The sequence below is a fragment of the Sphingobacterium sp. SYP-B4668 genome (assembly GCF_027627455.1).
Taxonomy (GTDB): domain Bacteria; phylum Bacteroidota; class Bacteroidia; order Sphingobacteriales; family Sphingobacteriaceae; genus Sphingobacterium.
The window spans coordinates 111,318-132,346 of record NZ_CP115483.1 but is presented as its reverse complement, the minus strand read 5'-3'; the positions used below and the strand labels follow the sequence as shown (position 1 = coordinate 132,346).

Here is a 21,029-nt window from a genome sequence, read left to right as displayed (position 1 = left end):
GCGGCTAGATTCAGACCTAGCCTAATGCGTACTTGAAGCAAGTATAGGATTTCCTATTTGTACTGTCTGTCACAACAACATTTCATAAAAAAGGCTGATCTGGTAATAGATCAGCCTTTTTTATCGTTGGGAAAGGGATTAGTTCAACCCTCTTTTCTTCATCAAGTATACCGGATCTGGATCCGTACCTCTAAAGGTTCTGTACATTTGAGCCGGATTGCCGGTACCACCTCTTTCCAAGATATTGCGTCTGAATGATGCTGCCGTCCCTTGGTCATATAGACCTTTGGCCTTGAATGCCGCAAAGGCATCTGAATCCAACACTTCTGACCAAATGTAAGCATAGTAACCTGCAGAGTATCCTCCTGAGAAGATGTGCTGAAAATAGGTACTTCTATATCTTGGAATGATAGCGTTGATCAATCCAATCTTGTTCATCGCTCCTTTTTCAAAGGCATTGATGTCTTCCTTGATCGGGGAGGCAATTGTATGATAATTCATGTCCAAGAGTGATGCCGCTAGATATTCCACTGTCGCAAATCCTTGGTCGAATGTACCTGCCTTGTCCATTTTAGATATCAATGAATCTGGAATAGCTTCGCCTGTTTTGTAATGCTTGGCATAGGTTTTCAATACTTCTGGATCTGCAGCCCAATTTTCCATGATTTGCGAAGGAAGCTCAACAAAATCACGCGGCACGGAAGTACCTGCCAGGCTTTTGTATTTGACATTAGACAGCAAGCCGTGCAGTGCATGTCCAAATTCATGAAACAATGTCGTCGCTTCGTCAAAGGTGAGCAAAGCTGGATCATCACCTACTGGCTTGGTAAAATTGCAGACGATAGAAATCACGGGTGCGACACGCTTCCCTTCTTTTCTAGACTGGGCACGATAGGATGTCATCCATGCTCCTCCTCTCTTGGAGTCTCTAGGGAAGAAATCAGCATATAATAGTCCTAGGTGTGAACCGTCTTTGTCCTTCACTTCATAAACTTCTACCTCTGGATGGTATACAGGGATGTTGTTAAGGGCGACAAATGTCAAACCATACAATTTGTTAGCTACCGCAAAAGCTCCTTCACGGACCGATGGCAAGCTCAAATACGGTTTGATTTGCTCTTCATCCAACGCAAATCTTTTTTTGCGGATAGTCTCGGCATAGTATCTCCAATCGTATGGCGCAACCTCAAATGTATCTTTAGCGGATTTGATCTCCTGCTGGATATCTGCGGCTTCTACCTTTGCTTTAGCAAGTGCTGGCGCCCAAAGCTTGTTCAACAAAGCATATACATTGGTTGGATTCTCGGCCATAGATTCTTCCAACACATAGGCTGCATGATTCGCATATCCCAATAATTTAGCTTTTTCCAAGCGGAGGTTAGCAATCTTGCGGAGAATCTCTTTATTATCTGCATCGTTGCCATTATTGCCCCTTAAAGAATAGGCTTCCCATAGCTGCTTGCGTAATTCTCTATTCTTGGCATACTGCAAGAAGGGCATAATGGATGAGTTTTGTAATGTAAAGACCCATTTGCCTTCTTTTCCTTTGGCTTTAGCTGTTTCTGCGGCCGCTGTTTTTAAATCAGCAGTCAAACCATCAAGATCCCCCTCTTTATCAACAACTAGTTCAAAAGCATTGGTTTCTTGCAATAAATTCTGACCAAATTGGGTGGTCAACACGGATAGGTCAGCGTTTACCTTCTTTAGTTTTTCTTTGTCCGTATCGCTAAGGTTGGCTCCTGAACGTATAAATCTCTTGTACGTCTCTTCTAACAATTTAGAGTCTTCAGCATCTAGACCTAACGTTTGCTTTTTCTCCCACATTGTTTTAATTCGCTCGAACAATTTCGCGTTCAAAGAAATTTCGTCGCTGTGTGCGGATAAAACTGGAGCCATATCTTTTGCTATGGCTTGAATTGTATCATTCGTATTAGCCGAGTTTAAGTTAAAAAACACGGTAGAGACTTGGCTTAAAAGCCTACCAGCATTTTCCAATGCAACTATCGTATTGGAAAAAGTGGGTTCTTCGGTATTGTTGACGATGGAATCAATCTCCAGTTTGTGCTGCTTCAAGGCCTCTTCAAATGCGGGTTTGAAATGCTCGTCCTTTACTTTGTCAAAGGGCGGAACTTCAAATGGAGTGTCATAGGCAAGGAGCAAGGGATTTGTTGTTTCTGTCTTCTGTTCATTGTTACAACCGGCTACAGTTGCCGCAACGATCATGAACATGGGCAAAAAGCTTTTTTTATTCATATCTGTTTCTGGATTTGTTTTCAACGCAGTTTTATTTACAAAGGTAACAATTCCCGTCAGAATGGCTACCCATAGGCAGGACAAAGACCTGTTGTTTCAGAAAATTATCACATTTTTGTAAAACAAAAGGATGGATGTAACTATTAACAAAATATTGCGTCTATTCGCATAATAATTAACGACTTAGGTTATGAAGAGTATATCCCGCTTTTTTTGGTACTGCGCAGGAGTACATGAGGACACATTATCCAAATATCCGGAAGAGCATAGCAAGTATGTGAGCATCGGTGCAACGATATTCTTTACGGGGCTTTTTGCGAGTCTATCTGGAGGCTATGCTCTTTATTTCATATTTAAGGGCGCCCCACTGGCCATTGTCTACGCCCTAGTCTTTGGTCTGATATGGGGGTTAGCGATCTTCAACTTGGATCGTTACATCGTACTCAGTATCGATAAAACCAAAGGTGGTGGTAAACAATTCTTGCAGGCTTTCCCTCGTATTTTGTTGGCGGTGCTGATCGGGATCGTCATATCTCGCCCGTTAGAATTGAAAATCTTTGATAAGGAAATCAGGGAGCGCTTACGTGTAGAATACCTTGTCCAACAACGAGCTAAAATAGACACCCTCAACCTGACTTTTGAGCAAAAATATGCGACCGAGTACCGCCAATTTAATGACTTGAAAAAACAAACGGACTCTCTGGAGAGCGCTATTAAATCCGATCGACAGAAATTAAACTTTGAGATATTTGGCAATAAAACCACGGAGACATCTGGCGTGATGGGATATGGCCCTTATGCCAAAATGAAAGAGGCTCAGCTAAAGAGACAGGAAGCTTATCTGGATACCTTGCGTGGTCAGATACAGCAGAAGGACCTTGTGCTACAAGAGCGCAAATCGTTTGAGGGTATTCTTGACCAGAAACTCCTATCTAATAAAAGCTTAGATAGTGCCGTGAATGTTGCTGGATTTGCGGACAGGAATGCGGCGTTGGGCAATTTGAAGTACAAAGCAGATGGCAGCATTGATGAATCAACAGAAAATGCCGTATTATTTATCGCCTTGCTATTTATCTTTTTTGAATGCCTCCCGGTATTTGTGAAATTGATGAGCGGTCGAGACTCCTATGACCAGGCCATGCTGAGTCAGCGAACTGTTCATGACTACGAGTCGGAGACTGCTATTACGGTCGAAAAAAGCGCGCTCGATAAACTCGAAGGGTTCAGAACGGATGTATCCATCAAAAATCGGATGGATAGATTGAATAAGCGATATAAAGGAGAGGAGGACGAATAAAAAGCACAACTTCTTCCATGACACCCTGTCAACAAGTGGACGTAAATGATCCGTTGACTGGCTGATCCCAAATTAATTGGCTCCATTTTTGGTCTTAGTCTAATGGTCTTGGCTCGCTCCAAACAGCTACGGATCAATACTAGAAGGAGGTCAATATGATAGGAATCGTAGGTGGTGCAGGTCCATTGGTTGGACTGGACATCGTAAAGAAGATAATAGAGGAGACTATTGCGGCAAAGGATGAAGATCATATCCCGCTTATTTTACATTCACAGCCGGGGCGTATTGCAAACTGTACGCAGTTCCTGACGGGAGACGGCTCCATAAACCCCGCTCATGCGATTGCAGATACGATTGCAGAATTGGTGGGATTGGGGACCACTGTAGCTGCTGTACCCTGCAATACGGCTCACGCAGCACCTATATTTGATGTTGTAAGGACGCTGATACAGTCCAAAGGACTCTCGATAAAACTATTGAATCTTGTGGAAGAGACCGTTCAGTACATCGCGTCTCATTATGATAATCCGGCAGTGGGCGTATTGTCTTCCAATGGCACGAGAGATACGGGGCTTTATAAAAAATCACTAGCGATACATAGTCTTAATGTGGTAGAACCTGTTGACGATTGGCAACAAAAAATACATCAAGCGATATATGACGAACAATATGGTATCAAAAGTCATGCTTCTCCAATCACCAATAGAGCAAAAGAGGAGCTCATTGCCGCCATTCACGAAATGAAGAAAGAAGGAGCAACAGTGATTGTCTTGGGGTGTACGGAATTGCCGCTAGCACTAAGAGAGAAAGAAATTGCTGGTCTGCCTATTGTCGATCCCCACCGGGTACTGGCAAGGGCACTAATCCGAACGGTAGCTCCGCAGAAGCTCCAAAAATAGAAGAGTACCCAGAAAAAGCTGCAATAAGGAAAAAGGGCTTGTGAAAAAAAACAAAATTATCTAAGTTTACACGTAAGTTAGATACAATTCTATTTATTAAACTAAAAATATGGATCCGCAAAGAGTAGACGGTTATTTGATGACTCAGGTCAAAAACTTTAATCCACAACATTTGAATCTGCTTAGGGAGCGTATGCTGCAGATGGATGAGGCCCGCTTCGTACAGGTACAAATGTTATCCTTCAATGACCCCATGATTGTCTTATTGATTTCAGTTTTTGCTGGAACATTTGGCATAGATCGATTTATTATAGGCGATACAGGCTTAGGTATAGGTAAGTTATTGACGTGTGGAGGTCTCGGAATCTGGGCTTTGGTAGACTGGTTTTTAATCATGGACGCCACAAAAGAGAAGAACTTCCAAAAGGTAGCAGCACTACTCTAGTCTATGTAAAGTAATTCTAGCCCGACCTTCGATTAGCTCGGGCTGGTCTAGAACTACTACCTCTTCCCCCCTTCACTGCCACTCCGTCATGGAGGGCATCCTTTTTTATTTGGCATAAGATTTGATGTTTGAACATATAAATAAAGGAGATTAACATGCAAAAAATCATACACCGTTCTGCAGACAGAGGACAAGTTGATTTCGGTTGGTTAAAAAGCCGTCACTCATTCAGTTTTGGACAATACTATGATGCCCAAAAAATAAATTTCGGTGCACTACGTGTCCTCAATGATGACCAAGTAGCTCCTGGTCAAGGTTTTGGCCGCCACCCTCATGACAACATGGAGATTGTTAGTATACCACTGGCAGGCACCCTCGCTCATGGAGACAACATGGGCAACGGTAAGGATATCCTGACGGGGGATGTGCAGATCATGAGTGCCGGCACAGGGATAGCGCATTCGGAATACAATGGGAGCAAAACCGAAGATGTGCATTTTTTACAAATTTGGGTATTACCTAAGGACCTGAACATCGAACCTCGATATGATCAAAAATCATATCGACATTTGGACAAAAATAACAAATGGGTTACGGTGGTCTCGCCTGACCAAGAGGACCAATCAGCAGTCTGGATCAATCAAGATGCTTGGTTCAACTTAGCGGATTTATCTACGGGCGCCAACTTATCCTATTCGCTTCATGGAGATGCAAATGGAATCTATCTATTTGTCTTGGAAGGTACTGTAAGCATTGCCGGAGAGCAGCTGGAGAGACGGGATGCCATTGGACTATATGAAATCGACACGATCGATATCGAAGCGTCCAGAGATGCCAAGGTGCTGCTTATTGAAGTGCCTATGTATTAATACAGGAAAGCTAATCTTTCAAAAGACATCAAGCATAAAAAAAGGCCCATCATAAATGATGGGCCTTTCTTTTATTAAAATCGTACGATTATTGGAATTTCTTCGCATTAACCTTACGCTCGTTTTCTGTTAAATATATTTTGCGTAAACGGATACTTTGAGGCGTTACTTCAATATACTCGTCAGCTTGGATGTACTCCATTGATTCTTCAAGAGAGAATTTGATAGCTGGCGCAATACGCGTATTATCGTCAGTACCTGAAGCACGCATATTGGTCAATTGCTTTCCTTTAACAATGTTGATTGTCAAGTCATTATCACGAATATGCTCTCCCAAAATCTGTCCTTCGTAAATATCCACTCCTGGATCTACAAAGAATTTACCACGATCTTGTAATTTATCGATTGAATATGCTGTAGTCGTACCTTTATCTAAAGAAATCAATACACCGTGTTGACGTCCTGGGATAGGTCCTCTCCAAGCTTCGTAACCTTTAAGACGGTGTGCCATTACAGCCTCGCCAGCTGTCGCTGTCAATACGTTGTTACGTAGACCGATGATACCACGTGATGGGATCTCGAATTCAAGGTGTTGCATTTCACCTTTGGTTTCCATAATCAACAACTCGCCTTTACGTTGTGTCACGAGTTCAATTACTTTACCTGAAACCTCCGCTGGCACGTCCACCACCAATACCTCGATAGGCTCGCATTTGACACCGTCGATCTCTTTGACAATAACCTGAGGCTGTCCTACTTGTAGCTCGTATCCTTCACGACGCATAGTCTCAATCAATACGGACAAATGGAGAATACCACGACCGTATACTAACCATGCATCAGGTGATTCAGTTGGCACCACGCGCAAAGCAAGATTCTTTTCAAGTTCTTTCTGTAAGCGATCATGGATGTGACGGGAAGTCACTAATTTACCTTCTTTACCGAAGAATGGAGAGTTGTTGATGGTAAACAACATGTTCATCGTTGGCTCATCGATATGGATGACTTCTAGTTGTTCTGGATTTTCAAAATCAGCAATTGTATCACCAATATCAAAACCTTCAATACCTACTACTGCACAGATATCACCACAAGCGACTTCTGAAACACGACGACGTCCCAAACCTTCAAATGTATGCAACTCCTTCACACGTGATTTCACGACTTTACCATCCCTTTTCACCAATGAAATAGGCTGATTTTCTTTAATCGTTCCACGAGCGACACGACCTATAGCAATACGACCTACGAAAGTAGAGTAATCCAATGAGGTAATCTGCATCTGTAGGGTGCCTTCTACGAAAGGAGATGGCGGGAAGTGATCAATGATAGCATCCAATAATTCAGACACATCTTCTTTTGGTTGCGTCCAATCTGTAGACATCCATCCTTGCTTAGATGAACCGTATAGTACTGGGAATGCCAATTGCTCCTCTGTCGCATCTAAGCTAAAGAATAAATCAAATACATTCTCGTAAACTTCTTCAGGACGACAATTTTCCTTATCTACTTTATTTACTACAACCAATGGCTTTAGACCTAAAGCCAATGCTTTTTGCGTTACAAATCGCGTCTGTGGCATGGGACCTTCAAAAGCATCCACTAACAACACAACGCCATCAGCCATTTTCAATACACGCTCTACTTCCCCACCGAAATCGGCGTGACCAGGAGTGTCTATAACATTGATTTTCACACCTTTATATTGCACAGATACGTTCTTTGCAACGATTGTGATACCGCGTTCTCTCTCCAGATCATTGTTATCTAAGATTAAGTCACCTGTACCATCATTATCTCTAAAAAGATTAGTGAAGTGTAGAATTTTGTCAACCAATGTGGTTTTACCGTGGTCAACGTGCGCGATGATCGCTATGTTTCTGATATTCTGCATCTAGCAAATGTTTGTATATAAAATTTGAGGGTGCAAAGCTAACGATTTTACACCACAAATTATGCATAAACGATAATTTTATTTTATGACTGCCAATTCTTTACCCACTTTTGTGAAGGCTTTTATGGCCTTATCAAGGTGCGCACGCTCATGGCCTGCCGATATCTGTACGCGTATGCGTGCTTTACCTTGAGGCACAACAGGATAATAAAATCCGATGACGTATATTCCTTCTTCTAACATTTTAGCGGCAAATTGTTGGGCTAGCTTGGCATCGTAAAGCATCACTGGAACGATTGGATGGAACCCTGGTTTGATATCAAAGCCTGCCGCTGTCATCTGCTCTCTAAAGTAAAGGGTATTGCTTTCCAATTTGTCTCGTAAGTCCGTGGTCTCGCTTAGCATATTCAACACTGCAACGGATGCGCCGGCGATAGCGGGTGCCAATGTATTGGAGAAAAGGTAAGGACGCGAGCGCTGACGCAACATATCTATAATCTCTTTTTTACCAGAAGTAAATCCTCCTGAAGCACCTCCTAGTGCCTTACCTAATGTACCGGTAATGATGTCGACTCTATCGATCACATTGAACAATTCGTGGGTACCTCTGCCATTTTTCCCGATGAAGCCTGTGCAATGAGATTCGTCAATCATGACAAGTGCTTCGTATTTATCTGCTAGGTCACAAATTTGATCCAAAGGAGCTACTGAACCATCCATCGAAAATGCGCCGTCTGTAACGATAATCTTATGCCTGGCTCCGGCGGCGGCGATCAATTGGGCTTCAAGATCGGCCATGTCCGCATTTTTATAACGGAACCGCTGTGCTTTACACAGACGCACCCCATCAATAATGGAAGCATGGTTGAGCTCATCTGAAATAATAGCGTCTTCGGCACCAAACAAGGGCTCAAACACACCGCCATTGGCATCAAACGCTGCGGCGTAGAGAATCGTATCTTCTGTACCCAAGAATTGGGATAATTTGGCTTCTAACTCTTTATGAATATCCTGGGTACCACAGATAAATCTAACGGAAGACATTCCATATCCATGCGAATCAATTGCTTTCTTGGCCGCGTCAATTACTTTAGGGTGTGAGGATAGACCAAGATAATTATTCGCACAAAAATTAACAACTTCATCTCCGGTACTGATCTTAATATCAGCTCCCTGGGGAGTAATGATAATGCGCTCTTCTTTATACAAACCAGCTTCTTTAATCGCTGCGATTTCTTTCTGCAGAGCAGGTTGAAGTGTCTTATACATAATGATTTGTTTTTGAACGCAAAAATACGTTTTTTATCCGTGAAGCGGAGGGCTTGGAAAAGGTTTAAAGAAAAATTAACCCAAATGGGGGCAATAGGTAACAATGAAAACGATTGTTCAATTATTGGCTACTCATAGCGAAGTGCATCTACAGGATCTAACTTTGAAGCTTTTGAAGCGGGGTAGTATCCGGAAACCATACCGACTAATACGCAGACGGTCATCCCCAACAGCATCCACTTCCACGGGATAATGAAGCTAGCCCCTAACCCTAGGGCAAGTAAATTGCCAATCGTAATGCCCAATATGATGCCGGCAAGGCCTCCGATGAGACAGATGACGATCGCTTCCATCAGAAACTGCTTTCGTATCACGCCGGGGGTAGCGCCGATAGCCTTACGTACACCGATCTCTCGAGTGCGCTCCGTAACCGACACGAGCATGATATTCATCAAGCCAATGGAAGCTCCCAACAAGGTGATGGCTGCGATTATGATGGCACCAAGGGTTACATATCGAAGGTTTTGCATCAAAATCTGGGCGACAGCATCCGATTTGATGATTTCGAAATTGGAACTTTGCTTGGCATTGAGCCCTCTCAACTTACGAAAAATGAGAACGGCTTCACCCTCGGCAGCGTCCATCTTTAGGGGGTCAGGTGACATGACGGTAATGGAATAGGAAGGGTTTCCATTTTCCATCATCATGCGGGCTTTGGAGATGGGGACAAAGCAGGCTTTATCCGCCCCGAACCCAGCGCTGGAACCTTTGCTTTCCAATACGCCAATGATTAAAAAACGGCTATCGCCAACGGTAATATATTGTCCTACGGGATTCTCTTTCTTCTTAAAAAGTCTGGTGGTGACTTCTTTGCCGATGATGACTACAGCGCTTCCATTCTCTACATCTTGCTTGGAAAAATTACGTCCGGATTCAATTTTGTATCCAGATGTTTGGAGATAATTATCGTCGGCGCCGATGACGCCTATATTGGGGTTTGTCTTCTCACTTTTGTATTTGATTGTGGAGTTCCAAGTCACATTCGCATTAATGGAGACTATAGCGTCAAAATTAAACTGGTCTTTGAAGCCCATGGCTTGTCTATACGTGATTGCAGGGTATACCTTCGGTTGGCTCCCTTGATCACCAATACGCACGTTGAGCCCTCTATTTCGAATATTGAAAGAATTGGAGCCCATAGAGGAGAAAGAGTTGGTAAGGGAGCTCTGAATGGCGTCTATGGAAGTCAGCACGCCGATCAATGCTGTGATGCCTATCGCTATGATGAGTGCTGTCAAAAATGTCCTTAACTTATTGCTCACAATAGACTGCAGAGCGAGTTTGACATTTTCACGGTAAGACATATTTACAGACATAGACGATCGGCTAATTTATTACCAAACTTAGATAAATTGCTTTTTAAATGCAAATGATAAATAGCGGGGGAGCCGGACTGAATTTGACATTTCGAGACATGCGATAGAGACAGCGAAAATGATGGAATGAGGGGTAGAAATGAGTCTTAAAAAGCGCTGGACTGATTACGCAGCGCTTTTTAAGTACATATCCATCTGGAATTGGGGTGGGGTATATTATCTCACACGGGTAAAGGTGTCTGTACGTCCAATCAAACTGACGCCAACAAACCCTCGAATATCGAGCTTATCTCCTTTGAGGGTCATTTTGCAACGGTATGTTTTACCCGATTTGGGATCGTACACATTTCCGTTCTCATAGACGTTGTTACCGGTCTTATCGAAATTAGTGAGATTTTCTAACCCTAGGAGTGCTCTAGATTTGAGCTTTTCATCTGGATTTTTAACGTCTTTCTTTGGATTGCCTAATTCATCGTTCGCGTTCTTCAACCAATAGAGCTTGCCATAATATTTCTCGCCCTTTTTGAAAATCTCGATCCTTCCTTCTCCACTCGGATTTTGCCATTTACCAATGATAGGATCTGTTTGTGCGAATGATACTACCGTAAAAAGCAGCATATACAGAGATAATATTAATTTCTTCATGATCAATGATATTTATAATTGTAGGGTGAATATACAAAAAATCAATTATGCTGGCATAATATTTTTCTAATTTCTGGAGTCGCCCATTTTTTAATATAGTCGGATTATATCGGAAAAATGTAGAGGGGATATAGGCTGATGTGAAGCACTAGGATGATTTTGGCACTTCTTTTGTCACTACTTTATAAGTACACTTTAAACCACTTTGCTATGAAATTTATTATTAGTTTATTGCTGACTGGACTTGTGGTAGCAGTATCATCATGGGTTATTCCGGGAGTTACAGTCGCTGGATTTGGTTGGGCGATAGTCACCGGATTGGTTATCGGATTTGTCAATGCGACGATAGGGAGTATACTTCGGCTTTTCACATTCCCATTAAATTGGCTCACACTAGGCTTAGTTTCATTCATCATTACGGTATTGATGGTCTTATTGAGTGACAAGATAATGGGGTCCAAATTTGATGTGGCAGGCTTCTGGACTGCGGCCTTGTTTGCAATTGTGGTGGCGATAGTTGAAATGATTCTTTCGGCCATCATGGGCTCGTCTAAAGATTAGTACATTCCGCTAAGGGATTAACATAAAAAGCGTTAGCCGAGTACATCGACTAACGCTTTTTTTTGGTGTTATGCCCATCAATGGACTTGTGGGATATGATTAACCCACAGCTCTGGTAGTAGTCACTATGCTAGCCCCTCGTTTTTTGGTCTTTTTCATTTTATTCAACCAAATCATCACCCCGGTAATAGGGAGAGATGTGGCAATAAGGCATGAAATAAAATAGAGCAATTTTGTAAACGGGCCGTACACATCTCCAATATGTAAACTTTTGATGGAGGCTGAAATACGTTCATTTAAGGGTTTTTCCTTAAAGATATCTTTCTCTAACACCTTTCCTGAATATTGGTCAAGCGTCAACTTATCAGCAGGAGCTGGAGCAAAGAATCCTACTTTATACTTAGAAAGTGACACCGTACTTACAGAGTCCTTTGCCAAGCTGACCATATAGTCTCCGCTGTAGGTCAGCTCTTTATCCGCAATCGCTACCAATTGGGCCACAGAAAGTGGGGCGACATTGGCGCCTGGATATATAGAAGCCAACTTAGGCTCTTCTTTGGGTGCCGCAGATCCTTCTTTAGGGGCTTCTTTATAAGTGCCCCATGTTTTCTGCCAACCGGTTCTATACCAATCAAATGACCAGAAGGGGCCAGTTACTCCCATTAAAAATAATATTATGCAGCTATAAAAGCCGAATGTATTGTGCAGATCGTGATTGACCCGCTTCCATTTGGCTGACCATTTGATTTTTAAGCCATTTTTCCATCCTCTTAGGCGCTGTGGAAACCAGATTACTATTCCACTAATTACTCCTAACGTAAACAATAAGGTTGCCGTACCTGTAATCCAGCTTCCTAGCTTTCGATTTTCGACACCTTCGAATATGGGTTGTTCGATTTCGTTAAGCATCAACCAACGGTGTAGGCTAAACATCTTCTGCATAAACGCAGCTGTCTTTGTCTCTTTGTCTTGAGGGTCACCCAACAACTGCCCACTATATGGGTCTATCATCATCTGGTTTGCGCGCTGTCTACCTGCGGGAGCAGCGGCAACCTTTTTGTCCTTCCCGCCTTTTTTATCTTCCGCATTATTTCCTTGAGCAGCGTGTTCCTTCTTTGGCATCTTCTTCTCTTCGACCGGAGCAGGATCAGCTGGTTCCTCTTTTTTGGGTTTGCTATAGAGGACCGCGTAAGCGCGTTCTGGATCATGATTGATTCTTATCCCAGATACTTTTCCTTTGATATTTTGCTGGGCGATATCCAACAATGCATCCGGCTGCAAACGCGCACCCGCACCTTCTTTTACTTGGTAAAGTTCTGGCGCTGCGGCTTCCCTGATTTCGGTATTGTAGACATAGATAGTTCCCGTCAAACACACCACAAAAACGACGATACCACTGATCAACCCAAACCAAAGGTGAAGGTCGTTAAATAATTTCCGGACCCTAGGCCACCGTGAGTTACTTTTTTTTGATTTGTTCATTCTCTCTCTTTAATGATTAATCAAACAAAATCAGGTAATGCGATAGGGCATTACCTGATTTGCTATGTATGATGGTTAATATGCAAATATAAAACTATTTATAATTAGTATTAATTAACGTCCCACCAAACCCGCGCTGTCAATATACCATTGTCGCCTTGCTTGGCAACGTTCTCATTATTGGTATTGATTTCGGTTTCGGGGTACATAAATCGCAATGGATATGCGCCTGGAGTTGGGGTAGAAACGGAGTTAGGAAAGTTGGGATATCCTAATCTCCTAAAATCAGCCCAAGCTTGAATATTATTGATGCTATTTAACGCTAACCATTTTTGAGTGATGATTCTTTCTATCTTATTGGTGGCAGTAGCATACTGGACATTGGGCTGACTAATATAGTCCTCAATATTGTGCGCCGCATTGAATAGATAGTTGAACGACGCTTGTATGCCCCTTTGGTAGAGCTGGCTAGCCGTTCCTGCAATCCATCCCCGCTCAGCAGCTTCAGCTTGCAAGAAATTTGCTTCAGCCAGTGAAAGTAACACCGCTGACTGGCTGAACGCTTTCACAAGTCCTCCGGGTTTGCTCGCATTCTCGTTTGGCCCTTTGAAAGCCGAAGTATTGACCGCTGAAAACTCATCATTTATAGCATTGTTTCCAAAAACAACACCTTTATAGTCGCCATTTACCGCGACGTAGTTTTGGGCCAATCTGGGATCGTTATACTCCTTATACTTGCTGATTAGGTACTGACTTGGGCGAATATTTGCATAGTTGGCAACAGCCACACCCGAATTATTACGGTAGTAGGTTTCGTAGAATGGGCTCATCTTGGTCGCAGTATTCAAAAAACCCGGATTGACCGCAGCATCCTCCTCCAAAAAGCCAGAGCCCTCTTGAACAATCTTAGCAATCTCTTGCTTAATGTAGGCCGCCTGATCGGTAACTTCCGACTGTCTTAACAATGCGCGTAGCTTGAGCGTATTTCCAAACTTGGCCCACTTAACTTCGCTCCCCTTGAACATCACGTCATCATTCGACGGCTTCAAAGAGGCAATCTTCACTTCTGCAATTCCTTCGGTAATGAGGTCCATGGACTTTCGGTATACTTCTTTACCAGACTCGTAGGCAGGGTGCAAGAGAGCCGAACCCTTCAATGCTTCTTCATAGGGCACATTGTTGTAAAAATCAACCAGTGTAAAGAAATGATGGGCCATCATAATTTTAGCAATGCCTGAATAGAACAAAGCCTGTTCGTCATTGGCCTGGTCCAATACTTCTTTGTAATACAAGAGATTGTTGTAGCTGGATTCCCAAACGGCTATCCCGTCACGGGTATCTCTTATGGCCGGACCATTGTAGTTCTTTAAAGATGTGAATGAACTCACTCCTTCATTAGATGTACCCCAATAGCCACCCCAAAAACCTCCTACTTGATTTAACTGCGTAGATTCGTATGCTGCGGATGTCACCAATGCAGCAGGCAACTTTGCACTTAAACTTAAATTCTCTTTAATCGGAGAATTCGGGTTATCGTTGACATCCAAAAAATCACTACATGCCGTGAGTGTCATGGAAGCAAAAGCAATAATCCCTATTCTTATCATATTATATCTCATCGTTGTATGCTTAAAAAGTCAAATTCACATTAAAACCCATTGATCGCGAGGATGGAATCTGTCTAAAACTGTTATACCCATCTGTCTGATTGTATAAGGCTTCAGGATCACCGATTTTATTGGAAGAATGTCTAATGATAAACAAGTTGTTTCCAACAAATCCTAAACTGGCCTTTTTAATCATCTTTTGTCCTGAAAGCCATTTTTCTGGCAAATCATAGCCAATATAAAGTTCTCTCAATTTGAGATAATCTCCTTTTGCTGCTGTCGTGGTTTGAATCTTTCCATAAGCATCCCACCACGCTCTATCTCCTTTAGAATATACGTCTGTATTTTCGACAATAGAACCATCTGCTAGACGGACCATCGAATTGGGCATGATAAACGGTTGTCTATCATATTTTACTGTTTCAGGGTGTGTCCCAGCCGTGTACATCCTTGGAATCACCTCAGAATACATCCAACTTCCCAATCTAGAGTCTATCTGGAATCCTAGGGTGAAAGATTTGTAACTGAATCTCGTATTAAAACCTAAAAGATAAGGAGGCACCATGGTACCTAATACTTCTTCGTCCTCAGAAGGGATTACATTACCGTCTTTGTCCAGGACAATCTTGCCACCCTCTCTTTTGAAATCTGTCATCCGAAGTGTCGGATATTGCAAGCCTTTAATTGCATAAGCTTGTCTAAAGATGTTAAACTCATCTCCGGCATATAAGTTTTTGGCTTTGGTATCGGTATAACTGAAATTAACACCAAATTCCAACGTGACATCGTTTTTGCGAATAGCGGTACCACCAATCATCACCTCGATAGTCTTGTTGATAACCTGACCGGCGTTTACAATAGTGGAGTTAAATCCCGTAGCACTTGAAATCCCCGCATTGAAGATCTGTCCATCCGAGTCTGAATAGGCATAAGCGATATCCGTACGCAGTCTGTTGTCGAAGAAACCCAACTGTGTACCCACTTCAAAGGATTTCACGAATTCGGGTTTGATCAATAGATTTGGCTCCGACAAGGATGGGGTAAACCCTACTAGACTTCCAAATGGGAAACCTGCAGTCTGGCTGTAGGCCAAGTTCAAGCGGTATGGATCTAAGGTCACATTTCCGGTCTTATTGTAAGAACTGTAGATTCGACCGTAATTCAAGATACGATTGCCTCGTAGAGCTTCGATAGCGTCCGTAAATACGAATGAAGAGCTAATACCCGGAGAGAAGTAACTGTTGTTGTTGGGATCAAGCACGGATACTTGATCGTTTCTCCCCGTTAATGTTAAGAACAGGTAGTTTCGGTAACCAGCTGTAAACTCTCCGTAGGTCGCAAGCGATCGGTATTTTGTAAGGGTAGATCCACCAGTAAGTTCTCCTGTTCTAGAGCCTTGATTGAAGATATCTTCAAATAATAGATTCGCTGCACTAACATTGATTTGCTTGGTATCGTCCATACGAACATTTTGTCCCAACAACAATTTGGTAGAAAAGTCGCCAAAATCTTTATGAAAGTTCAAAATCAAATCATTATTGAATCGTGTGAATCCGCGGTGGGTATCGTTAACAGAACCATTGATATTCCTCGACGCCACATTGGATACCAATTTACGATTGGTCACACGACCGGGCTCTGATTGGAAATATAACCCTGTACGGTAGGTCGCGTCAAACCAATCTGCAAACTCGTAGTTAAATTCGAGCTTTGAATTGAGAGTGTGCTGATCGGAAGTGTTCCGATTATTATCTGCCATAAAGATGGGATTGCGCGTGCCTGAGGTCGGATTATACCAATTCAATGGGTGATTAGGCGAGCTTGGATCTTCCCAGCTACGAGCTTCTTTATAATCTATATTTGCTGGCTGTGTATAGACAGACAGCCACGGGCCATCACTGGTCGTATTGTTTTTAAAGAATACATAGTTTAGATTGAAAGATGTATTCAGCTTGTTAAAACGTCTAGAACCGTTGAATCTAGCTCCAGTACGACTGGATTTGTCGCCAGGAATCACTCCTTTTAGCCGTACATCTTGTAGCGAGACAAAATAGGTTCCTTTCTCGTCACCTCCCGAAAAAGATAAGTCATTCTGCGTGGTAATACCGGTATCAAAAAAGGCTAAGCGATTGTCCTTGCTTGGAGCAGCGTATACTTTAGTGGGCTGGACACCATTGATAGGTAATCCAAAGTCTCTTACCTCGCCATTAAACCGATCTCCCCAGGATTCACTCGTCACTGGGCTATACACTCCATTTTGTCCCTGACCAAAAGTAGTTTGGGCCGGAGGTAGTAGAAATACATTTGAAAACGTGGTACTGTTGCTGAAATTAATTTGTCCTCTTTGAGATTTCCCAGACTTGGTGGTAATCATTATGGCCCCGTTGACGCCTTCTGACCCATATAGCGCTGCTGCGTTAGCTCCTTTCAGCACAGTGATATCTTGTATATCATTTGGATTGATACGACTAATATCTGGCAAAGGTACGCCATCCACCACGTACAAGGGGTCATTCTTATCGCGATTCATCGAGCGCGTACCTCTCAACCGGATTTGAATTCCGGGATCGGTCTTACCGGTAGTCAAATCTGTAGCATTGATTCTCAAACCTGCAACTTTGCTTGACAACGCCAATAGTGGGTTCACCACTTTTCCTAAATTCAGTTCTTCATTGCTCACCGACTGCGCCGATGTACCGAGTTCCCTAGACTGTCGTTTTATCCCGAGCGCTCCAGTAACAATCACTTCAGAAAGCATTTTGAAATCTTTGATCAAGGTGATTTCAAGATTGGTCTGTCCCCTCTCCAGCTGTATCTCTTGTGTCAAATAACCGATATGGGACACGACTAGTGTCTGCCCTTGGTGGGCACGAATCCGAAAAGAGCCTTGCGATCCCGTGATCACACTTCCTGATCTGTCATTTTCTTTAACAGAAACAGAAACACCTTTTATGGGTGTCCGCTCGTCTTCCTCAACAACACGCCCTTCTACCGTCAAATGTGTCTGTCCGAGCACATCAACAGCGTAAGTTGTCATGAAAATAAGTAATAAAATCGAAAAGTATTTTTTTATCATCCTTGACCTTTTTTAGTTAATCTTTGTAAAATTCCCTATCTTTGACTTAGAACAAGTCTAAATAAGAGCTGCAAATTTAGATTAAATCTAAACAAGAGGGTGACGATATCGGAAAAACAACTTCAACAATCCGAAATTAACCCCCAATATCAATAAATTAATATGAGCCAAGTTGCCGAAAGGGTATCTCTACATACACGCAATGACTATGAAGTGAAGCACATGTCCTTGGACGAAGACTTCATTGTCCATAACACAATGGACAATAGTTCAATTTTGGTGGTCTCCACAAGAGGGAAAAGTACGCTTCTTGTAGAGCAAGAACACATTGAATTAAAAGAAGAACATTGTTGCTTTGTATACTCAAAGGGCGTAGACTTATATCTGGCAGCCGAAAATGCAGAAGCCCAAGTATTGATGCTAACTTTTAGGGATGGTTTTTTGGAAAGTAGTGAAATAGAATTCTATCACCATGAAAACATGATTACACTCCTTCGCTCCTTCACAGCTCCTCACACATTCTACGTTCCCTCACTTCACACAACAGTGCTCGATTTGGTACATACGCAATTTCCAGAAAGATTGGCATCGACATTCTATAGGGCAAAATCGTTGAACATTTTTTGCCGACTTCTCGAGCACCTGGAGTTAGTGCGAGAAAGGAAGAATGTACATTTAAGAGAAATGGATGTGGAGAAAGTGAATCTGGCCAAGCGAATCATTGAGAACAACCTTGGACAGAACTATACAATCCCACAGCTAGCGAGAGAAGTGGGCACTAATGAGCAGTATCTAAAAAAACATTTCAAACTCTTCTTCGGAAAGACGGTCTTTAATTACATTTTAGAGTGCAAAATGCAAAAAGCAAAGCAACTGCTAAAGGATCATGACCTCAAAATCAGCATGATCAGCCAACAGTTGGGGTATAAGCATGCCACGCATTTTACAACGGCATTCAAAAAATTCTTTGGCTATGTTCCAAACTCACTTAGATATATGGCCATTGTGACATTGAACAGCATTGACTCTCTTGGTGAATGTGCTCTCTTGGTTCTCTAAATAAAACATTCCCTCTCAGTATAGGATAAGCCAAAATCTTTCTCCGCTATTCGTGAACAACGAGCGAGTGTGACCGTTGAGGGCCTAACAGGTTAATAGCCGAGTGTGATTAACGATTATACATAAAAAAGGGTAAATCCGTTAAGAATCTACCCTTCTATATTTATTAGGAAGACTATATTAGTCAAATTTCCATCTTACAAATGCTTCAATAGCTTCGTAATCTGCTAACCCTAGTTGATCGTACAAAGATGCGGTCTCGCTAGTTCTATCTTCAGCACGTACCCAAAATTCGCGAGGGTCGTCCCCAGGGAATACGGGAAGATCTTTTTGCGACTGATGCTTAAAAATTGCCAACCGCTTGCGGTATACCTCCTGAGGAGATAGTGGCACAGCCATCTCAATCTCATGGATTGGAAATTCATGCCAAGCACCACGGTACAACCACAACCAACAGTCTTTCGTCCATTCGTCTGTCTGACGAAGTCTCTTGACCGCCTCTAATATGATATCGAAACAAATCCTATGTGTACCATGTGGATCGGCAAAATCTCCAGCAGCAAAGATTTGATGTGGTTTCACTTTACGCAACAACTCCATTGTCTGCACGATATCATCTTCGAAAGATACATTTTTAGAAAACTTCTGTCTATCGTAAAAGGGTAGGTCTTGAAAATGGATATTGGACGCAGGCAACCCGACAAAACGTGCCCCGGCAATTGCTTCTCCTTTGCGGATCAACGCCTTTATTTTGCGAATAATATCTGTATCGATTTGATTTGGTTTTTTATTGGAGAAAATCGCCTGACTCTCGTCATATAATGCTTTAATCTTTGCGGCATCAATCCCCATCTCATTTGCAAAGTCTTCTGCAAATTCCAAGTATCTAACCACATCGTCATCCCATACAGCGGTATTTCCACTTGTCTGATAAGCAACATGTACATCATGTCCTTGATCTGCCAAGCGGATAAAAGTTCCTCCCATTGAAATAACATCGTCATCAGGGTGCGGAGAAAATACAATAGATGTTTTTTTAGCCGGCTCTGCACGCTCAGGTCTTTGCGAATCGTCCACATTGGGCTTGCCTCCCGGCCAACCTGTAATAGTATGTTGCAATTCGTTAAAGATGCGAATATTGATGTTGTAAGCAGGCCCTTCTTCAGTAACAAGCTTGGCCATACCATGGCTATTATAATCTTCTTCTTGAAGTTTCAAAATTGGCTTTTGCACCTCTAAAGCAAGCCAAACCACTGCTTTTTTGGTTAGCTCAGGAGTCCACTCCACGTCTTCAGCCAACCAAGGTCTGTCAAAGCGGGTTAATAACGATGCGGCATCTGTATCTAAGATAAACTCAACATTGTCCGATAGCTGAAGGTAAGTCGCTGGGATATCTGCTGAAATCTCACCTTCAACGGCTTTTTTCACAATCTCGGCTTTGTTTCCACTCCAAGCCATTAGGATAATTTCTCTGGCTTTGAAAATAGTTCCCACACCCATAGTAAGCGCTTTACGGGGTACGTTTTCTTTCCCTCCAAAATCACGTGATGCATCGCGACGAGTCAAATCATCCAACGTGACCAATCGTGTCCCTGAATTTGGCGCAGAACCTGGCTCATTAAAACCGATATGTCCAGTACGACCAATACCAAGTATTTGGATATCCAATCCTCCACAGTCTGTAATCTTCTGTTCGTATGCCGCACAAAAAGCCTGAACATCTTTCACATCCAACGTACCATCTGGGATATTGATATTTGATTTTTCTATATCTACGTGATCGAACAACTTGTTGTTCATAAATGTCACATAGCTCTGAGCCGCGTCAGGTTGCATTGGATAATATTCATCCAAGTTAAAGGTGACGACATTCTTAAAGCTCAATCCTTCCTCCTTGTGCAGACGAATCAATTCTGCATACACTCTTACTGGAGTAGCACCTGTTGCTAATCCAAGAACAGCCTGTTGGCCTTTTTCTTGCTTTGCACGGATAATATCAGCTATACGTTTCGCAACAATTTTTGAAGCGGTGTCTTGGTCAGTATACACACTTACAGGAACTTTTTCGAAGCGTGTTTCTTCCAATAAATTTAATCTAGCCATTTTAGATATAAAGTATTTGATAAGGTGAGTAGCAAATTTAATAATTTATATGGTTTAATAACAGCGTCTTTGCGCTTTTTTGCAAGTTTTTGTCGGTTATGTCGTTTTTTGCCCTTACTCAACCGTTTGAGCATATCTTACATATTCTAGCCAAACCTAAAATAATGGCGTCATCACCTACTACCGATTAAAAT

The 21,029-nt window shown here is 42.4% G+C and carries 15 protein-coding genes; 6 read left to right on the top strand and 9 right to left on the bottom strand.

The window, feature by feature from the left end; genetic code table 11:
- Window positions 1–138: 138 nt before the first annotated feature.
- Window positions 139–2,253, bottom strand: coding sequence for a M3 family metallopeptidase (locus OQ289_RS00575; RefSeq protein ID WP_270088940.1), 2,115 nt, complete (start codon window positions 2,251–2,253; stop codon window positions 139–141).
- A gap of 190 nt (window positions 2,254–2,443) precedes the next feature.
- Here OQ289_RS00575 and OQ289_RS00570 point away from each other — a divergent pair, with 190 nt between their 5' ends.
- The 4 genes from OQ289_RS00570 (at window position 2,444) to OQ289_RS00555 (ending at window position 5,763) form a co-directional block, all read left to right on the top strand.
- Entirely contained in the window at window positions 2,444–3,550 is a 1,107-nt protein-coding gene (locus OQ289_RS00570) for a DUF4407 domain-containing protein (protein WP_270088939.1), read from the top strand.
- A 155-nt stretch (window positions 3,551–3,705) separates the two neighbouring features.
- Window positions 3,706–4,449, top strand: a complete 744-nt coding sequence (locus OQ289_RS00565; RefSeq protein ID WP_270088938.1) for an aspartate/glutamate racemase family protein — start codon at window positions 3,706–3,708, stop codon at window positions 4,447–4,449.
- Window positions 4,450–4,558: 109 nt separating this feature from the next.
- Complete coding sequence (locus OQ289_RS00560; RefSeq protein ID WP_033563743.1) at window positions 4,559–4,894, top strand: TM2 domain-containing protein; 336 nt, start codon at window positions 4,559–4,561, stop codon at window positions 4,892–4,894.
- A 155-nt stretch (window positions 4,895–5,049) separates the two neighbouring features.
- The gene (locus OQ289_RS00555; protein ID WP_270088937.1) at window positions 5,050–5,763 is read left to right on the top strand and encodes a pirin family protein; all 714 of its coding nucleotides are present in this window, start codon (window positions 5,050–5,052) and stop codon (window positions 5,761–5,763) included.
- 88 nt (window positions 5,764–5,851) lie between these two features.
- On the opposite strand, the gene typA is transcribed toward OQ289_RS00555, so the two are convergent.
- From typA to OQ289_RS00535, 4 genes are all read right to left on the bottom strand, one after another.
- Window positions 5,852–7,657: a translational GTPase TypA gene (gene typA, locus OQ289_RS00550; protein ID WP_033563745.1), complete on the bottom strand. Its 1,806-nt coding sequence runs from the start codon at window positions 7,655–7,657 to the stop codon at window positions 5,852–5,854.
- A 78-nt stretch (window positions 7,658–7,735) separates the two neighbouring features.
- Window positions 7,736–8,926: a glycine C-acetyltransferase gene (gene kbl / locus OQ289_RS00545; protein ID WP_270088936.1), complete on the bottom strand. Its 1,191-nt coding sequence runs from the start codon at window positions 8,924–8,926 to the stop codon at window positions 7,736–7,738.
- A gap of 128 nt (window positions 8,927–9,054) precedes the next feature.
- Entirely contained in the window at window positions 9,055–10,302 is a 1,248-nt protein-coding gene (locus tag OQ289_RS00540) for an ABC transporter permease (protein WP_033563747.1), read from the bottom strand.
- Between the two features lie 216 nt (window positions 10,303–10,518).
- Window positions 10,519–10,947, bottom strand: coding sequence for a DUF2147 domain-containing protein (locus OQ289_RS00535; protein ID WP_270088935.1), 429 nt, complete (start codon window positions 10,945–10,947; stop codon window positions 10,519–10,521).
- A 210-nt stretch (window positions 10,948–11,157) separates the two neighbouring features.
- Here OQ289_RS00535 and OQ289_RS00530 point away from each other — a divergent pair, with 210 nt between their 5' ends.
- A complete protein-coding gene (locus OQ289_RS00530; protein ID WP_033563749.1) occupies window positions 11,158–11,508 on the top strand; it encodes a phage holin family protein in 351 nt (116 codons plus the stop codon).
- A 99-nt stretch (window positions 11,509–11,607) separates the two neighbouring features.
- Here OQ289_RS00530 and OQ289_RS00525 read toward each other — a convergent pair whose 3' ends face one another.
- The 3 genes from OQ289_RS00525 to OQ289_RS00515 all read right to left on the bottom strand — a co-directional run bounded on the left by OQ289_RS00525 (window position 11,608) and on the right by OQ289_RS00515 (window position 17,634).
- Window positions 11,608–12,990, bottom strand: coding sequence for a PepSY-associated TM helix domain-containing protein (locus OQ289_RS00525; RefSeq protein ID WP_270088934.1), 1,383 nt, complete (start codon window positions 12,988–12,990; stop codon window positions 11,608–11,610).
- 110 nt (window positions 12,991–13,100) lie between these two features.
- The gene (locus tag OQ289_RS00520) at window positions 13,101–14,609 is read right to left on the bottom strand and encodes a SusD/RagB family nutrient-binding outer membrane lipoprotein (protein ID WP_270088933.1); all 1,509 of its coding nucleotides are present in this window, start codon (window positions 14,607–14,609) and stop codon (window positions 13,101–13,103) included.
- A 10-nt stretch (window positions 14,610–14,619) separates the two neighbouring features.
- Window positions 14,620–17,634, bottom strand: coding sequence for a SusC/RagA family TonB-linked outer membrane protein (locus tag OQ289_RS00515; protein ID WP_270088932.1), 3,015 nt, complete (start codon window positions 17,632–17,634; stop codon window positions 14,620–14,622).
- Between the two features lie 201 nt (window positions 17,635–17,835).
- Here OQ289_RS00515 and OQ289_RS00510 point away from each other — a divergent pair, with 201 nt between their 5' ends.
- Entirely contained in the window at window positions 17,836–18,732 is an 897-nt protein-coding gene (locus OQ289_RS00510; protein ID WP_270088931.1) for a helix-turn-helix transcriptional regulator, read from the top strand.
- A gap of 180 nt (window positions 18,733–18,912) precedes the next feature.
- Here OQ289_RS00510 and nagB read toward each other — a convergent pair whose 3' ends face one another.
- Window positions 18,913–20,835 carry a glucosamine-6-phosphate deaminase gene (gene nagB, locus OQ289_RS00505; RefSeq protein WP_033563753.1) on the bottom strand — a complete coding sequence of 641 codons (1,923 nt, stop codon included), beginning with the start codon at window positions 20,833–20,835 and terminating at the stop codon, window positions 18,913–18,915.
- Window positions 20,836–21,029 lie beyond the last annotated feature (194 nt).

What these genes read in the sequence shown, in the direction of transcription:
- OQ289_RS00575 (WP_270088940.1), bottom strand. Translation starts at nt 2,253, where the DNA reads ATGAATAAAAAAAGCTTTTTGCCCATGTTCATGATCGTTGCGGCAACT.
- OQ289_RS00570 (WP_270088939.1), top strand. Translation starts at nt 2,444, where the DNA reads ATGAAGAGTATATCCCGCTTTTTTTGGTACTGCGCAGGAGTACATGAG.
- OQ289_RS00565 (WP_270088938.1), top strand. Translation starts at nt 3,706, where the DNA reads ATGATAGGAATCGTAGGTGGTGCAGGTCCATTGGTTGGACTGGACATC.
- OQ289_RS00560 (WP_033563743.1), top strand. Translation starts at nt 4,559, where the DNA reads ATGGATCCGCAAAGAGTAGACGGTTATTTGATGACTCAGGTCAAAAAC.
- OQ289_RS00555 (WP_270088937.1), top strand. Translation starts at nt 5,050, where the DNA reads ATGCAAAAAATCATACACCGTTCTGCAGACAGAGGACAAGTTGATTTC.
- typA (WP_033563745.1), bottom strand. Translation starts at nt 7,657, where the DNA reads ATGCAGAATATCAGAAACATAGCGATCATCGCGCACGTTGACCACGGT.
- kbl (WP_270088936.1), bottom strand. Translation starts at nt 8,926, where the DNA reads ATGTATAAGACACTTCAACCTGCTCTGCAGAAAGAAATCGCAGCGATT.
- OQ289_RS00540 (WP_033563747.1), bottom strand. Translation starts at nt 10,302, where the DNA reads ATGTCTGTAAATATGTCTTACCGTGAAAATGTCAAACTCGCTCTGCAG.
- OQ289_RS00535 (WP_270088935.1), bottom strand. Translation starts at nt 10,947, where the DNA reads ATGAAGAAATTAATATTATCTCTGTATATGCTGCTTTTTACGGTAGTA.
- OQ289_RS00530 (WP_033563749.1), top strand. Translation starts at nt 11,158, where the DNA reads ATGAAATTTATTATTAGTTTATTGCTGACTGGACTTGTGGTAGCAGTA.
- OQ289_RS00525 (WP_270088934.1), bottom strand. Translation starts at nt 12,990, where the DNA reads ATGAACAAATCAAAAAAAAGTAACTCACGGTGGCCTAGGGTCCGGAAA.
- OQ289_RS00520 (WP_270088933.1), bottom strand. Translation starts at nt 14,609, where the DNA reads ATGAGATATAATATGATAAGAATAGGGATTATTGCTTTTGCTTCCATG.
- OQ289_RS00515 (WP_270088932.1), bottom strand. Translation starts at nt 17,634, where the DNA reads ATGACAACTTACGCTGTTGATGTGCTCGGACAGACACATTTGACGGTA.
- OQ289_RS00510 (WP_270088931.1), top strand. Translation starts at nt 17,836, where the DNA reads ATGAGCCAAGTTGCCGAAAGGGTATCTCTACATACACGCAATGACTAT.
- nagB (WP_033563753.1), bottom strand. Translation starts at nt 20,835, where the DNA reads ATGGCTAGATTAAATTTATTGGAAGAAACACGCTTCGAAAAAGTTCCT.